The 16348-nt window shown below is 41.8% G+C and carries 17 protein-coding genes; 6 read left to right on the top strand and 11 right to left on the bottom strand.

The window, feature by feature from the left end; translation table 11 throughout:
* Position 1 precedes the first annotated feature (1 nt).
* The 11 genes from ACFSQJ_RS12655 to ACFSQJ_RS12605 form a co-directional block, all read right to left on the bottom strand.
* Positions 2-1072: an efflux RND transporter periplasmic adaptor subunit gene (locus tag ACFSQJ_RS12655; RefSeq protein WP_225603953.1), complete on the bottom strand. Its 1071-nt coding sequence runs from the start codon at positions 1070-1072 to the stop codon at positions 2-4.
* A gap of 435 nt (positions 1073-1507) precedes the next feature.
* Positions 1508-2098: a helix-turn-helix domain-containing protein gene (locus tag ACFSQJ_RS12650; protein ID WP_225603954.1), complete on the bottom strand. Its 591-nt coding sequence runs from the start codon at positions 2096-2098 to the stop codon at positions 1508-1510.
* Positions 2099-2251: 153 nt separating this feature from the next.
* The gene (locus ACFSQJ_RS12645) at positions 2252-3322 is read right to left on the bottom strand and encodes an iron-sulfur cluster-binding domain-containing protein (RefSeq protein WP_225603955.1); all 1071 of its coding nucleotides are present in this window, start codon (positions 3320-3322) and stop codon (positions 2252-2254) included.
* Positions 3323-3429: 107 nt separating this feature from the next.
* The gene (locus ACFSQJ_RS12640; RefSeq protein ID WP_225603956.1) at positions 3430-3846 is read right to left on the bottom strand and encodes a hypothetical protein; all 417 of its coding nucleotides are present in this window, start codon (positions 3844-3846) and stop codon (positions 3430-3432) included.
* Positions 3847-3957: 111 nt separating this feature from the next.
* Positions 3958-4200, bottom strand: coding sequence for a heavy-metal-associated domain-containing protein (locus tag ACFSQJ_RS12635; protein WP_225603957.1), 243 nt, complete (start codon positions 4198-4200; stop codon positions 3958-3960).
* A 110-nt stretch (positions 4201-4310) separates the two neighbouring features.
* Complete coding sequence (locus ACFSQJ_RS12630; RefSeq protein ID WP_225603958.1) at positions 4311-4817, bottom strand: plastocyanin/azurin family copper-binding protein; 507 nt, start codon at positions 4815-4817, stop codon at positions 4311-4313.
* Positions 4818-4998: 181 nt separating this feature from the next.
* Complete coding sequence (locus tag ACFSQJ_RS12625) at positions 4999-5385, bottom strand: hypothetical protein (RefSeq protein WP_225603959.1); 387 nt, start codon at positions 5383-5385, stop codon at positions 4999-5001.
* A gap of 53 nt (positions 5386-5438) precedes the next feature.
* Positions 5439-6389, bottom strand: coding sequence for a cation diffusion facilitator family transporter (locus tag ACFSQJ_RS12620; RefSeq protein WP_225603960.1), 951 nt, complete (start codon positions 6387-6389; stop codon positions 5439-5441).
* 12 nt (positions 6390-6401) lie between these two features.
* A complete protein-coding gene (locus ACFSQJ_RS12615; protein ID WP_225603961.1) occupies positions 6402-6674 on the bottom strand; it encodes a DUF5661 family protein in 273 nt (90 codons plus the stop codon).
* Positions 6675-6694: 20 nt separating this feature from the next.
* Positions 6695-9106: a heavy metal translocating P-type ATPase gene (locus tag ACFSQJ_RS12610; RefSeq protein ID WP_225603962.1), complete on the bottom strand. Its 2412-nt coding sequence runs from the start codon at positions 9104-9106 to the stop codon at positions 6695-6697.
* 90 nt (positions 9107-9196) lie between these two features.
* Positions 9197-9760 carry a helix-turn-helix domain-containing protein gene (locus tag ACFSQJ_RS12605; protein ID WP_339337327.1) on the bottom strand — a complete coding sequence of 188 codons (564 nt, stop codon included), beginning with the start codon at positions 9758-9760 and terminating at the stop codon, positions 9197-9199.
* Positions 9761-10013: 253 nt separating this feature from the next.
* Here ACFSQJ_RS12605 and ACFSQJ_RS12600 point away from each other — a divergent pair, with 253 nt between their 5' ends.
* From ACFSQJ_RS12600 to ACFSQJ_RS12575, 6 genes are all read left to right on the top strand, one after another.
* Positions 10014-10859 (top strand): RteC domain-containing protein, encoded by an 846-nt coding sequence (locus tag ACFSQJ_RS12600; RefSeq protein ID WP_249601195.1) that lies wholly within the window; start codon positions 10014-10016, stop codon positions 10857-10859.
* 263 nt (positions 10860-11122) lie between these two features.
* A complete protein-coding gene (locus tag ACFSQJ_RS12595; protein ID WP_249601196.1) occupies positions 11123-11476 on the top strand; it encodes a helix-turn-helix domain-containing protein in 354 nt (117 codons plus the stop codon).
* 12 nt (positions 11477-11488) lie between these two features.
* Positions 11489-11797 carry a helix-turn-helix domain-containing protein gene (locus ACFSQJ_RS12590; RefSeq protein WP_002978404.1) on the top strand — a complete coding sequence of 103 codons (309 nt, stop codon included), beginning with the start codon at positions 11489-11491 and terminating at the stop codon, positions 11795-11797.
* Positions 11798-11882: 85 nt separating this feature from the next.
* Positions 11883-13358 (top strand): DUF3945 domain-containing protein, encoded by a 1476-nt coding sequence (locus tag ACFSQJ_RS12585; RefSeq protein ID WP_249601197.1) that lies wholly within the window; start codon positions 11883-11885, stop codon positions 13356-13358.
* 6 nt (positions 13359-13364) lie between these two features.
* Positions 13365-15458, top strand: a complete 2094-nt coding sequence (locus ACFSQJ_RS12580) for a type IA DNA topoisomerase (RefSeq protein ID WP_249601198.1) — start codon at positions 13365-13367, stop codon at positions 15456-15458.
* A complete protein-coding gene (locus ACFSQJ_RS12575; protein ID WP_249601199.1) occupies positions 15448-16329 on the top strand; it encodes an ORF6N domain-containing protein in 882 nt (293 codons plus the stop codon). The genes ACFSQJ_RS12580 and ACFSQJ_RS12575 overlap by 11 nt, the downstream gene beginning before the upstream one ends.
* The last annotated feature ends 19 nt before the right edge of the window (positions 16330-16348 follow it).

Here is a 16348-nt window from a genome sequence, read left to right as displayed (position 1 = left end):
ATTATTCAGTTTTTGGAGCGGAGGTTGTTACCGATGCTGTTTCTGCTTTTACTTTTTGCCCGTCTTTGACGTTTTTTTGTCCGGCAAGGATAATGGTTTGGTTTTCTTCAAGCCCATTGGTAATAATGACTTCATCGCCTACGATTTTGCCAACGGTTACCCTTGTCAGCTTGGCGTTGTTGTTCTTATCTACCACGTACACGTGAGGGATTTTATCAACGTTGTTCACGATAGCGGTAAGCGGTACACGTACCTGCTTAACCTTAACTGGAACGCCTGCAAGCACTTGGGTAATCATTCCCGGCATCAGCACACCACCGGGATTGTCAAGGCGTACTTTCAGTGTATATGCTTTGGAAATTTCATCAGCCACGGGATTGATGATTGTGATTTTGCCCGTGAAATTGCGTTGCAATGTAGGTATGTGCATATCCACCTGCATCCCTTGTTTAAAGTTCCCGATTTCGCTTTCGGGTACTGCGAACTGCGCATATACCATATCCGTTTTTACGATGGTAAAGGCAGGTACTCCCGGTGCTGCGATACCGCCCACCTCGGCGGCTTTCACGGTTATAATTCCGTTGGTAGGCGAATGCAGGCGGCTGTCGGAAATGCGCTTGCGGTTAATCTTTTTGTTTGCCTGCGCCTGTGCTACTTTGGTTTTGATGTCGATGTAATCCTTTTCGGGGAAGCTCCCTTTTTTGTACAGTTCATCAAATCTTCTGAACGCATCCTCGCTCTGTTCAAGGCTTGCATTGGCAATCTGCAATGCGGCTTCGTACTCGGTGGCATCAATGCTTGCAAGGAATTGTCCTTTGCTTACACGTTGTCCCTCATTTACGCCCACACTGTTAATTGTTCCGCTTACGGCAAAACTTACGGTAGTCATATTATCGGGTACAATAGAACCCGAATAGGAAACGGACTGCTCTGTTTCCGAACTGTTGATGGTGGCTACGGTTACTACCGGAGGCTCCTCTTTTAACTGTTTTTCTGCTTGTTGCTTACAGCTTTGTATTAAGCCTGCTCCCATTACGAAGAGGGATAGCAAGCCAATTTTATGTGTTCTCATTTTAAATTTATTTTGTTACTTAATTTTTGGAGCAATGCGCTATTGATTTTTCCTGTTTCAACATATTTTTAAATTCTATGGAAAAGCTATCCGTCAGTTTTGGGAACCTGGTTGCAAATGCTGAATAGCTTTTTTGTTATCCTTTGTTCGGGCGTAAAACGGAACGGGGTTCTCCTGCAAATAGCCGGATTAAGTGCAGTTGTTGTATCTGTCATCTTATTTGTTGTTAAACTTTGAAAATCTTAAAATATCAGGAGCAAAGGTCGGGTTAGCGCCATAGAGCAGCCATACGAAATGACGGGTAAAAGTTGTGAAATTTACTTTTTTGAATGGCTTGTATGTGCCGTAAACAAACAGAGCTACTGATGTTTCAGTAGCTCCGATGTCCGCATTAATAAATTCAGCGTATTGCCTTGTTGATGGATTGAAAAACCCTTAATGCGGGGTATGCTCTTCGTCCATTTGCATATTTAGGGTATGCTCGTGCTCCTGCTTTACCTGCCTGAAATAGCTTGATGTAAAGCCTGTGTGCTTTTTCAACTGGTTGGAAAGGTATGCCTGACTGCTGTACCCCAATAGGTGGGCAATCTCGGTCAAAGACATTTCGGTATCTGCCAAAAGCTCTTTTACCTTTTCAATTTTCCGATGAATGATGTACTTTTCAAGTGTTATTCCCTCTGCCGAAGAAAATAAGGCACTCAATGTATCGTAGTTCTTGTGCAGCTTATTACTGATTAAGGTCGTGAATTTGGTAGGCGTTCCGCTATCCAGTTGCATCCTGATACCTTTTTCTACCAACTCTTTTATCTTGTTTATCGTTTTTTGGTTTTTGTCGTACATCAGCTCAAATCCGTTGCTTTTCAGCATCGTTTTGATTGCTCCCAACTTCTGCGAAAAGTCTTCCGTATCTTTTAAAACCACTTGTCCCAGTTTTATATCCAAAACCTCAAAACCCAAAGCTGTCATTTCCTGTTCAAGAACATACATACATCTATTGCACACCATTCCTTTTATTAATAGTGTCATAGCTTCTAAAAATTGTATTAATCCCTTTATTCAGGGGTCAAAATTCTGCATTTGCTACCTACAAAGTGTTATGATATTCCGGTTTTGTTTTGTGAAATTTTATGAAAATCGGTGCAGTAACATTAAATATTATAAACTTACTTGTGTGCGGTATTACTGTACCGTAACACAAACATCCGCATTCATCGGGTAGCTTTGGCAAAGCAAAATTATTCCCTCTGCAATATCCTGTTCGGTCAATGCGGCATTGTTTAGCATCCGAACTTCTCCGTCTGTCTTTACAGCCCAACAAGCTCCGCAGGTTCCGTTCTTACAAGAACTCGGCACATTGATATGATGGGCTTTCATCGCATCCAAAAGCGACTGCTTCGGCTGAACCTCAATGAGCGATGTACATTCAAAAGTCTGCGTTTCATCATTAATGTAATTTTCCTCGTAGTAGTTTACAATCACATCTTTGGCATTGCCGTCCGTTTCCATATTGCCCGCATCTATCGGTATGGGGTCGAAGTATTCCAAATGGATATGCGTTTCGGGAATGTTCAAGCCCGTTAAGGCATCCCTGTACAAATCCATCAGCCCATTGGGTCCGCAGATGTAATAATGGGCTTCGGCAACCTCGCCAACCAGTCTTTTGATGACGGAACGCAAAACAAGCAAATTGAACCTGCCTGCAACGTGGTTGATTTTGGTTGAAACAAATTCGGGTGCGGTAAAGGAATAGCAGATGTTCAGCTTTTCATCCGCCTGCATCGCTTCCAGTTCATTCCAGAATATAGTATCTTCCGGCGATTTGTTGCTGTACACCAGTAAGGGAATTGGATTGGTGCTTTCAATGCTTTTCAGCATTGCGTATAACGGCGAAATACCGCTGCCGCCTGCCAATAGTACGATTTGGGATTGTTCTGCTATCGGTTTTTCCAAAACAAAGTTTCCAAAGGGTGCTTCTATTTCCCAGTTTTCGATATGGTCTGCATTATCCAAAATGTAATTGCTCATTTTTCCGCCTGTGACCCTTTTAATGGTAACGGCGGGAAATTCTTCAGACGGCTTAGAACTGAACGAATACGAACGTATGAGCAGTTCGCCGTTTACCGTAAGCCTGATATTAAGGTATTGACCGGGCAGATAGGTAAATGCCTGCTGCGCTGTGTCAAAGTATATGGTAATGGTGTCTTCGGTTTCCTTTATAATTTTGTGTGTCTGCCACGTGTATTTCTTCATCTCTCGGTAGTTTCCTGTCTTCCATTGCTTATAAAAAGAAAACCTCTGCTTTAGTACACAAAGAGAGGTTAATGAAGACTTTTATTTAAAAGTTTGCTGTTCTGACATTATAATTTGTTTTGTCTATCCTGCTGTCTTTTGATGATTTCGAGCTTGTTTTTTCGTATTTGCTTAAAATGTGCAGACGTTAATCCTGTATAGGTTATTAACTGACCCGATAGTTCAGTCGGCTTTTGGTAGCCTAATGCTTTTGCTATCTGCGATATGGATTGTTCGGTGTACACCAGTAATTCTTTTACCTTTTCGATAATACGCTTTATAAAAATAATTTCAAGGGTGATATTGCATTTAACAAGGAGCAGGTTATTCAACTGCTGGTAATCCGTTTGTAGCTCGTTAGTAATTTGGACGGTAAATGGTGCGGATGTACCTGTATCCAATCGTGTCTGAATATTCAGGTCTGCTACCCCGCAAACTTTCGTCATTATTTCCGAACAGTCGCCTGAATTTTGTTTATGTGACATAGCTTCTTATTTATGGAACAACGTTCTAAAGTGTTTCATATTTTCTTTGAAATAGTTTCGAGAAAAAAATCCCGGAGACGCACTTTCATACATTCCCGGGATTGCCCAAATTTAATTGCAGCATCCGGTTGAGCAACTTGAAGCCTCATTGCTGTCGCCGCCAACTTTGTAGCCTGCTTTTTCAATCGCCTCAACCAGCTCTTCTTTTACTTCATCGCTTTCAACTGAAACAGCCAATTTTCCTGCTTCTAATTTTTCGATTTTGATGCCGTCTATGTCTTTGATAGCACCGTTTACTCTTGCCTGGCAGTGTGCACTTTGCATATCTGGTATGCTTAATTCTACATTTTTCATTTTGAACTTGTTTTTTTTATTGTTCTACAAATTTCCGTATTTAACGGTGAGTTACTATTATGCTATTCCTTGTAAGATTTGTGATTTTTACTGATTTAGAAATTGCCGTATTATTCTACAATGAACTTGCCTTTCATATAGATGTAATGACCAGGAAACGAGCATAGGAAATCATACGAACCTTTTGCCGGAGCAGCAAAGGTGATTTCGGCGGTTTGCCCGCCGCCAATCATATCGGTTTTGGCAATAATGGAGTTTTCCATTCCCTTTGGAATGTAGCCGTTCTCCTTAGCATCTATTGATGCATTGGCAAAGGCGTTAAAGTCTGTCCCTTGTGCAAGAATGACAACATTGTGCCCCATAGCTTCAATCGGTGCTTTGCCGATGTGCTTCAGAATGAGCTTTACAGTTTGTCCCTCTTTGGCTTTAAGTTCGGTCTTGTCGAATTTCATATCATCTCCGCCATTAATGGTAATTACGGCTTCGTTACCAGTTTCTGCTGGTGCAACCGTTTCTTCTGTTTCGGGATAAAGGCTTTCCTTTGCCTTTTCTTCTTTTGGTGTATTGTTACAGGCAGTAAAAGCGATTACCGACAATGCTAACACTAACTTTTTCATTTCTATTTGAGATTTTATTTGTTTTCTGATATTGCAAATTTCAGCACATTACGGCAGTTCCTTATTACGCTTTTCCCTGATAGATTTGTGATATTTACTGATTTGGAAGTGCATAAAAAAACGGCAGTTCCTGTTGAATGGAACTACCGTTAAGCAAACGCAATAAAGCTAAATTCGATGATTATTTTTTCAGTTTATCCGCAGGTGGGTTGTAGTCTGCCAAAGCAGTTACCCTTACCGTATCTACTCCTGTAATATCCCAAGTGATAGGTATCATTACCATATATTCGCACTTCGGGCACATATCGCCCTGCGAACCTATCATTTCTTTATGCCCCGGACAACCCGTAATCAGGTGTCCTGACGCATCAACTAATTCGCCTTTTTCATTTCTGTTTTTTGCGGTTGTTTTTTCGGCAGGTTTTTCAACCTGTTCCGTAGCGTGGTCGTGTCCATCGCCCGCTGTGTGTACGTGTCCGTCCTTTGCTGTTTTGGTATCGCCACCGCAAGATGCCAAGAGGATAGTTAACGAGGCGAATGCGCCTATCAATAATTTGCTCACTTTCATTTCTATTTCCTTTTTAGAGATTAAAACTTGTTTTTAAATAGTATTCAACTGAATTAATGATGATGATGGTCGTGTCCTGATGGGTCTGCCTTTACATTGCACAATACTGAATTATCGTGTGTATGGGCAGGTGTTTCTAACTGAATAGTTACGTGATGAATGTTCAGGTGTTCCAAATCGTGCTCTATTTTACGAAGCATTACTTCACTTTCTCCAATCGTCATTTTTTCATCAACTACGGCGTGGCAGGTAAGGGCGTTCAAACCGCTTGTAATCGTCCAGATATGCAGGTCGTGAATGCCGCTGATACCGTTGGTGTTCAGGATTTTTCCAGTTACCTTTTCAACCTCAACATTCTCCGGTGTGCCCTCCATTAATACGTGTACCGATGATTTGGTTACTAAATAACCGCTTCTCAATACCAGTATGGAAACGATAACACTTGCCAATGGGTCTGCCCATCCCCAACCAAAGAACATAATGAGCAAGGCTGCGATGATAGCACCAACCGAACCAAGCATATCGCTGATTACGTGCAGGTATGCGCCACGCATATTGAGGTTTTCTTTTACGTCAGCCCCACGCATCATTATCCAGGCTACAAGCACATTAACGAGTAAGCCGATGAATGCCACGATGAGCATACCGCTTGATTGAATTTCCGGCGGGTTTTGGAAGCGTTCTATCGCTTCGTAAATGATATAAGCTGAAATCAAAATCAGCGTTGCGCCGTTGATAACCGCCGCCAGTATTTCAAATCTTTTGTAGCCGTAGGTCTTGCCGTAGTCGGCTACCTTGCTGCTGAACTTAAATGCCATCAATGCAATGAACAATGATACCGCATCGCTCAACATATGTCCGGCATCTGCTAATAATGCAAGGCTGTTTGTCAGTAATCCGCCGATTACCTCTACTGCCATATACAACGTAATGATAACCAAGCTAATGGTTAAGGTCTTTTTATTCGCACTGTGCGAGTGGCTGTGCCCGTGGTCGTGTCCCATATTCTTTCTTAATTATTCGTTGCCTAATTGTGGAACTTCCATTCCAAAACCTTTGTACAATCTTGTATAATAATCTGAAAATGCGTTTAAGTGGGATAAGGCAATTTTTGCCGTAAGAATAGGGTCATTACCTGTTACATTGGTTGCCTCATCTTGCAAGCCGTGTTCCAGTTCCACTTCAAGCCCTACACGAAACTCATTTAATGGAATTTTATTCCAGTCAATATTCAACTGGTCGCCAATAGATTTGGCTTGCTCTGCCGTAAAATGTGTTTTCTTTTCCATTGTCTTTAATTTTTTAGAAGTTATTTTTTCCATTTTAAACGTAAACTATTGCTTACCACACTCACACTGCTTAATGCCATTGCCGCTCCTGCAATCATCGGGTTTAATAAGAAGCCGTTGATTGGGTAAAGAATACCTGCTGCAATAGGAATACCGATAAGGTTGTAGATGAATGCCCAGAACAGGTTTTGCTTAATGGTAGCAACGGTCTGCTTTGATAATCTTATTGCCTGTGGTATTTTGGTAAGGTCTGATGAAATGATGGTCATTTTAGCTACGTCCATTGCGATATCCGAACCTTTACCCATTGCGATACTGACATCGGCTGTTGCTAAAGCTGTACTGTCATTGATACCATCGCCAACCATCGCTACCACTTTGCCTTGTTGTTGCAGTTCTTTTACAAAGTCGGCTTTGTGCTGTGGCAATACTTCCGCTTTGTAATGCTTGATACCTGTTTGTTGTGCAATGGCTTTGGCAGTTGCTTCGTTATCTCCGGTCAGCATATACAGGTCAATGCCCATATCCTGCATTTCTTTGATAGCTGCTACCGATGTTTCTTTGATTTTATCGGAAATAGCCACTACCGAAAGTGCCTGTTTGCTGTTTGCAAACCAAATAACGGTTTTGGACTGTTTGCCCCATTCATCGGCTTGCAGTTGCAGTTGCTCCCCAATGGTAATCTTGTTTTCAGCTAAGAGCTTTTTATTACCTACAAAATAGGTTTCGTTATTGTGATTGGCTTTTGCTCCTTTACCTGTAATACTGTCGAAGTTTGATAACGTAGTGGTAGAAACTCCGTCCAGATGTTTAACAACGGCTTCCGCCAACGGGTGTTCCGATTGTTTTTCGATGCTCAATAAAATATCTTTGGTCGCATCGTCATTGTTCAGCCATTGGATGCCTGTAACCTGTGGTCTTCCCTCGGTAATGGTTCCGGTTTTGTCTAAAACGATAGCGTTTACTTTTTTAGCCAATTCCAGACTTTCCGCATCTTTAATCAAAATACCGTTTTCAGCACCTTTACCAACGCCCACCATAATAGCGGTTGGTGTTGCCAAGCCCAAAGCACAAGGACAAGCAATAACCAATACGGTAACGGCTGCCAATAATCCCTGTACTACACCGTTATCGCCACCCAAAATGAACCATAGTACAAATGTCAGGATAGCAATACCCATTACTACCGGAACGAAAATACCTGCGATTTTATCGACCAATTTCTGTACCGGAGCTTTGCTTCCCTGTGCATCCTGTACCATTTTGATGATTTGGGCAAGCATTGTTTCTTTGCCCACTTTAACCGCCTTGAACTGGAAGCTGCCTTTTTGGTTGATTGTACCTGCAAATACCTTTTCGTTTTCTTTTTTCAGTACAGGTACAGGCTCGCCGCTTAGCATACTTTCATCTACATACGAATTGCCCGATACCACCATACCATCTACCGCAATTTTTTCGCCTGGCTTAACTAAGATAATATCGCCTGCGTTCACATCTTCGATGGCTTTTTGTCTTTCCGTACCGTCAGCTTCTATCACGATAACCGTTTTCGGCTGTAAGCCCATCAGTTTTTTAATAGCTGATGAGGTGTTTCCTTTGGCTTTTTCTTCCAGCAGCTTACCTAACAGAATGAATGCGATAATAACGGCGGCTGCTTCAAAATACACGTGAGCGTGTAAGCCTCTCTGATGCCAAAAGTCCATAAACAGCATATTGAATACACTGAATATATAAGCAATACCTGTACTCAATGCTACGAGGGTATCCATATTGGCAGAACGGTGTTTTGCCTGTTTCCACGCATTAATAAAGAAGTCTTTACCTAACCAAAGGACTACCGGAGTGGAGAATGCCCACATTATCTCATTACCGTAAGGCATATCCATAAAGAACATACCGATAATGACTACCGGAAGCGATAGGATTACCGCCCAAATGGTTTTGTTTTTAAGTTTTCTGAATTTTTCGGCGTGGATAGCTTCTAATGTTTCCTGCTGCTTGTTTTCGTCTTCAAGCAGTAAGTCATAACCGCCATCCTGTACCGCCTTTCTGATTTGCTCGGAATTGGTCATATTCGGCAGGAACTCCACGGTAAGGTTGCCCGTACCAAAGTTTACCGAAGCATCTACCACGCCCGGAGCGTATTTTACCATACTCTCGGCACTGCCCGCACAAGATGCGCAGGTCATACCCAATACGGGATATGTATGTTTAACGGTTGGAACGCCGTAGCCTAAATCTTTAATCGCTTTTACAGCTTCTCCTACTACCTCGTTATCATTTACGGTAATAGCCGCCCTGCGGTTATTTAGCTCTACTTTGTGGGTTTCTACGCCTTTTACCTGTGCCAGTCCTTTTTCGACTATCAATGCACAGTGTTCGCTTTCTACATCCTCTAAAGGAATGTAAACTGTTTCTTTATTTGTTGCCATATTTCGATTGCTTTGTTTTCACATTGCAAAGTTGGCAACAATAAGGGGGAGTTCTATTGTGAAATTATGGGTTTGATTTGTAAGATTTACTTAAACCTTATCCAAAGGCTTGCGCTTGTCTTCCCGTATCTGCTTGAAATGGCTTGGTGTAAGTCCGGTTACTTTCTTGAACTGGTTGCTCAAATACGCCACGCTCGAATAATTCATACGGTCGGCAATTTCGCTTAAAGACAGCTCATCATATACCAAAAGCTCTTTTGCCTTTTCTACTTTCTGTGCGATAAAATATTTCTCAATGGTCGTGCCCTCAATATCGGAAAACAGGTTGGAAAGATAGTTGTAGTCGTTGTGCAGCGCATCGCTCAATACATCCGAAAGATTGGTTTTGGCATCATTGTCCTGATGGTGCACCAAATCAATGATAACATTTTTTATCTTCTCAATCATCCGGCTCTTTTTGTCGTCAATGACCTGAAAGCCCAAAGGGTCTAAAACATTTTCCAATGCTTCACGCTCTTTTGTGGTTAAATCTTTTTTAAGGGTTATTTCGCCCAACTTTATATTGTTAGCCTCTATACCGAGCTTGTCGAGTTCGTTTTGAACTACGAGAATACAACGGTTGCAGACCATATTTTTGATAAATAATTTGCTCATATTTCCCTAAATCACTGTTCATATTATTGCATAAATACGCAAAGACAAATTTAGGATTAAAATTTAAGTATTTATTGATTGTGAGCGACTAAGTGATACGGGTAAGGTTTTTTACAGGAGAAAACAGGCATAAATGGTTCAAAATCTTCCCCATTGTAGGGGCATATTGGCAGTTAAATCCCTGTTTATTAATAACATTTGTGCAGGTACACTGTATCAGTAACAAAGTATCAGTAACAAAATCCTCCCTACTATGAGAAAATCATTAGGCAATATTGTTAGCGAAATTCAGGAGAAGGAACGGAAACTATCACTTACGTGCTCGGGGCTGATTGAAGAGGCTTTTCAAATGACGGTTTATCTTCAGGAGCTACTGGTTTCGTCAAAAGAATGTGTTTTAAATTCGGGCTTTGTCAATGAGGCAAAAGAGATTGAGTTTTTCAAAATGGTTAAACCCCAAATCCTGGGCAAACTCATCTACTACAATAAGCTCTACCGGATAGAAACCGCTTGCCCGGTTAATAACGGGAAAATGTATCATACTTATTTCGCTAACCATTTACAGGAGTTAAAGATTGAATTTAGGGAACATATCTGCAACTCCCATTTTTATAGGTACTACCGTTCGGGCAGGGTGGATAAGGATAACGAATACTTTAAGCGAGGGCAGATAAATTACCTCGATGGGCTTAACAGTTACGTCTTTGAAATCGACCCGCAATTCTCTACCTATTACGATTACAAAGTAGCCCGCATCATCGCTAATGACCTATTATACGCCTACCTCTTAACCAAAATCAACCCCGAAGATAATCTCGATGTATATTTTCAGAACGCAGAAGGTATCAAAGAACTTTCTTGGACGGACAGCAAAAACGCACTGGTTGAGCTGATGTATGCCCTGTACGCATCGGGCGCTATTTCAGGTGGTAAAATCGGCATCCGAAAGCTCACTGCCATTTCGCAGGTCTTATTCCGAATTTCACTGACCGATGTGCATCACGCATTCCATAGAATGAAAACCCGTGCAGGCTCACGGACATTATTTTTAGACCAGTTGAAACAGGCTCTTGAAGAATATATGGATAAGGATTTATAAATAGTCCGTCCGTAAAGGGTTTGAAAGCAATACACATTCCGTATTGCTTTTTTTTGTGCCTGCACTTACCCATATATGCCAATTGGCAAATGGACTTATTTCCATAACCGAAAAATGGGAAAATCTACCGAAACTCTTATTTAATAAGGGTTTACGACAAATTGTAAAATTTTCAAAAAAACGCTTTTTCAATTGGCAAGCATTGGCAGACAAACACTGCCACAGTTCTGAATTTTGTCCTGTGAACATTAAACAGCAGTGCTATGAACATTATAACAGTTGACGAAGAAGTGTGGAAGCACCTCAATGAACGGTTGAAAGCCATAAGCGAATATATCCTCAAACTTGAAGATACAAGTTACGATAGCTTATGGCTCAACAATCACGAAGTCTGCCAGTATCTCCACATCAGCGAAAAAACATTGTGGCGTATGCGTACCAACGGGCAGATTGCTTTTTCAAAAATGTATGGACAGTATTACTATACGATTGGTGCTATCAAGGAAATGCTCAACGCAAACGCTGTGCAGACCACCAATGAATATGTAGAAGAGCTTATGGCGAAAGGCAAAAGCTATATCGAAAAAGGCAGAAAGCTGAAATCAGGTAATAATTAAAGGCGTACTCGTATGAATATCGACAAAATGGAATTTGTGGCGTGGATGGAACGCATAATGGATAGGCTTGACATTCTCGGCAACCACATAGACGATTTACAAAAGAAGCGCAACAGCATAGACGGCGAGGAATTACTGGATAATCAGGATTTATTGCAAATGTTGAAAATAAGTAACCGTTCCCTGCAACGGTATCGCTCCATCGGCAAGCTCCCTTATTATACCATTAGCGGAAAACTGTATTACAAGCTGTCCGATGTGCATCAGTTCATCAGGGAAAGTTTTAACCCTCCCTTGCCCAAACTGGATGCCAATAAGTGACAAACACTGCCTTTGACTGCCACATAATGCAAATCAGTGAAGGCTTCCTTTACATTCGACAGTGAATTTTTAAAATTTTCAGATTATGAGCGAAGAAACAACTAATAAACAGGATATGCCTGAACAGCTATCGGACATATTACTGGTGCTGGATAAAGAGAAAATGAAAATCCAAGCCGTAAAGAGTATTGACGAAAACGGGAAAATGGAAACCGTAGAACCCACAAAGAAGAACCAAAACCAGTTTATGCGTGTGGACAAAAGCGGTGATTTCTTTTCCAACTTCTTTTCCAATTTTTTCAGTCAGTTAAAGAACCCTACCAATTTTTCATTCTTCAAAGTGCCTGCACCTCTTGCTATTGATAAAGCACAGGAGTTGCAAAAGCAGGTAGATAAGCCTACTCCCGAGGGCGAAAAAGTGATGAAAGAATACGAAGTGAAGACAGAACCACAGCAGGATAAAAAACAAGAAAATCAAAATAATATGGCAACAGCACAAACAACACCGGAAGTAAGCGAATATCGCTACAAGCCGGAACAGATTGATTGGGACACAATGAAAAATCTCGGGTTAAGCAAGGAATATCTTGAAAAAAGAAACCTGCTTGACCCTTTGCTACGAGGTTACAAAACCAATGAACTTTTACCGATTGGCGTTAATTTCGGAGGTTCTGTTCTTCGCACAGATGCCCGCCTGTCTTTACAGCAAGCCGAAGATGGAAATGTTATCGTAGCAATACACGGTATCAAAAAAGAGCCTAACCTCCACTTCGAGTTTTTTGGTCACAAGTTTACCGATGAAGACAAGAAAAACCTGCTCGAAACGGGCAATATGGGGCGTGTCGTTAATTTGGTAAATTCCAAAACAGGCGAATTGATGCCGTCTATTATCAGTATTGACAGGCTGACAAACGATGTAATTGCATTACGGACAGAGTTCATAAAAATTCCCGATGAAATTAAGGGCGTAAAGCTGAATGAGGAACAAAAGCAAACTTTAATGGAGGGTAAACCGCTAAAGTTAGAGGGTATGATTTCCACCAAAGGAACGGAGTTCTCGGCAACAGTACAGTTCAATGCAGACAAGCGTTATGTGGAGTTCCTGTTTGACCGCAATAATTCCAACAGGCAAACCCAAAGCAACGGTCAAGCCCAAAGCAAAGGACAAAATAATCAGCAAAGCCAACCGCAGGAAGCTCCAAAAACATTTAGGGGCAAAGAGCTGACCGATGAGCAACATAAGGATTTCAAAGCAGGTCAAACCATCTACATTGATGGATTAAAAGATAAAAAAGGGCAACCTTATCAGGGCTATATCACTTTCAATAAGGATACAGGAAAAACCGGGTTCGAGTTTCCCAATCAGTATAAGGAAAGAGTAAAACCCACCGAAGCCCACAAAACGCAGACTGCCGTCAATTCGGAGGGCAAAACCAACGAAGCGACCAAAAACGTCCAAGAGCCTTTAAAGTCCGGGCAGCAAAGTCCAAAAAACAAGCAGCAGCAGGAACAACAGGAAAAGCCCGAAACCCCTGCAAAATCCAAAGGCAGAAAAATGTAGTACGATATGAAAACAATTATTGCAGAAAAACCAAGCGTAGCAAGGGAAATAGCCGGACTTGTGGGAGCATCCGATAAAAAGGACGGCTACCTGACAGGTAACGGCTATTTTGTTACGTGGGCATTCGGTCATTTAATAGGACTGGGAATGCCCGAAGATTATGGCATTTCGGGATTTGATAAAGCATCCCTGCCGATATTGCCCAACCCGTTTTTATTGACCGTCCGCAAGGTCAAAAAAGATAAAGGGTACACCGCCGATACTGGCGCATTAAAGCAATTGAAAGTCATTGAGCAACTTTTTAAGCAAAGCAACAGCATCATCGTTGCTACCGATGCAGGTCGTGAGGGCGAACTCATTTTCAGGTACATTTATGAGTACCTGAAATGCAACAAGCCTTTTGAACGCCTTTGGATAAGTTCACTTACCGAAAAGGCAATAAAGCAGGGTTTTGACAACCTGAAAGACGGGGCAGCATTTGACGGATTGTACCAGGCTGCGCAAGGCAGAAGCCGTGCCGACTGGCTTGTAGGCATCAATGCTACACAGGCATTGAGTATAGCCGCAGGTAACGGTATCTATTCGCTCGGAAGAGTGCAAACACCCACACTGGCTTTGATATGCAAACGCTACCTTGACAATAAGAATTTCACGGTAAAGAAATACTGGCAGATACAGTTGATGCACAACAAAACGCAGGTTGATTTCAAAAGTATTTCCGCTACCAAATGGGAAGAAAAGCAACTTGCCGATGATACCCTTAGAGCTATTCAGCGTGGCACAACGGCAACTGTTACCTCGGTAGAAACCAAAAGCGTTACAGAACAACCGCCCTTGCTTTTTGATTTGACAGGCTTACAAAAGGAAGCTAACAAAAGACTGAAATTATCTGCTGAAGCAACGCTTAATATCGCACAAAGCCTGTACGAAAAGAAATTTATCACGTACCCACGTACCGGAAGCAAATACATTCCTGAAGATATGTGGGCTGAAATTCCAAACCTTGTGCGGGCATTGCAGAACCGTGAAGATTGCAAGCAAGCCCTTACCAAAATCAAATGGGGACGGTTCAACAAACGTATCGTGAATGACCTCCGTGTAACGGACCATCACGGTTTGTTGATTACGGATAAAGTGCCGTCCGTACTCAATGCAGACGAAAACAAGATTTACAATATGATTGCGCTTCGGTTGCTCGAAGCCATATCACAAGCCTGTGTCAAAGAAATAACCGATGTATCATTACAGGTATTGCATTACGACTTTACGGCAAAAGGCTGTAAAATTCAGGAAGCGGGTTGGCGTTCCATCAAAGGAAGTTTTACCGATGATGGCGAAGAGCCGGTACAGGAACTACCTGAACTGAATAAAGGCGATGAACTCAAAATAAAGGAAGCCGCCGTTTTGGAAAAGCAGACCAAACCGCCAGTGCTTTACACCGAAGCCGGGCTTTTGTCGGCTATGGAAACCGCAGGGAAAGAAATCGAGAACGAGGAAGAGCGCAAAGCCCTCAAAAATATCGGTATCGGTACTCCGGCTACAAGAGCCGCCATTATCGAAACCCTGTTTACCCGCAATTATATCCAAAGGGATAAACGTTCATTAATCCCTACGGAAAAAGGATTGCAGGTGTACGGGCTTGTCAAAGACCGAAAAATTGCGGATGTGGCAATGACCGCCGAATGGGAATTGGCATTGCAGAAAATCGAGAACAACGAAGCGGATGCCGGAACATTTCAAAAGGAAATGGAAACCTATGCCAAATCCATTACCGATGAATTGCTGCAAACTTCTATTGCTCAAAACAACCTACCGAAGTTGGTTTGCCCTAAATGCAAAAGCCAGCAACTCATTATCCGTGATAAAATTGTGAAGTGTCCCGATGAGGTTTGTAGTTGGGTACAGTTCCGTATCGTCTGCGGTGTGCAAATCAGTATCGAAAATGTAACAAGCCTTGTCAATAAAGGCAAAACCTCTTTAATCAAAGGAATGACAAGCAAAGCAGGTAAGAAATTCGATGCGTATATCGTGTTGAATGCCGATTGTAGTACCTCTTTTGAGTTTGAGAAAAACAAAAGCAGTAAACGCAATGGAAAATAAACCGTCAATCGTACCCAAAGAAATCAGGAACCTGATTTATACTATCCGGGGCAAACAGGTAATGTTGGATAGTGACCTCGCTGCCTTATATCAGGTAGAAACAAAGAACCTGAACAAAGCCGTTAAAAGAAATATTGAGCGATTTCCTGTATCATTCTGCTTTCAACTGACCGAAGAGGAAGTTGAAAACTTGAGGTTCCAAATTGGAACCTCAAGTTTGAGCTACGGCGGCAGACGTTATTTACCCTATGTTTTTACCGAACAAGGCGTTGCAATGGCATCTGCCATACTCCGTTCAGACATAGCCGTTAAAATGAGTGTTGAAATAATGGAAGCCTTTGTAGAAATGCGGCGTATGCTTATTAGCAATGCTTCTTTGTTTCATCGTTTGGATAATATCGAGTTAAAGCAACTGGAAGCCGACCAAAAATTTGAAGAGATTTTTAAGGCTTTGGAAAGTGATAAGCTGCACAGCGAAAAAGGCATTTTCTATAACGGGCAGGTTTTTGATGCCTATGCCTTTGTTTCCGATATTATCCGCAATGCCACAAGTTCCATTATCCTGCTTGATAATTATGTGGATGATACCGTGCTTACGTTATTGGGGAAACGCAAAGACAATGTAACAGCCACAATCCTTACTAAAAATATCAGTAATCAATTACGGTTGGATTTACAACGCTACAATAGCCAATATCCTCCGGTAGATATTGAGCTTTTCTCCGATGCCCACGACCGTTTCTTGATTATTGACCATACAGAACTCTACCACATCGGGGCATCACTCAAAGACCTGGGCAAAAAATGGTTTGCCTTTTCAAGAATGGATATTGAAGTCGGCAGGATGCTTCAAATCTTGAATAAGCCATAAAAATGAACCTCCGAATTAT

It is taken from the genome of Croceitalea marina, from assembly GCF_042684265.1.
In the GTDB taxonomy this organism is placed as follows: Bacteria; Bacteroidota; Bacteroidia; order Flavobacteriales; family Flavobacteriaceae; genus Croceitalea; species Croceitalea marina.
This window is presented reverse-complemented; position numbering and strand designations above follow the sequence as displayed.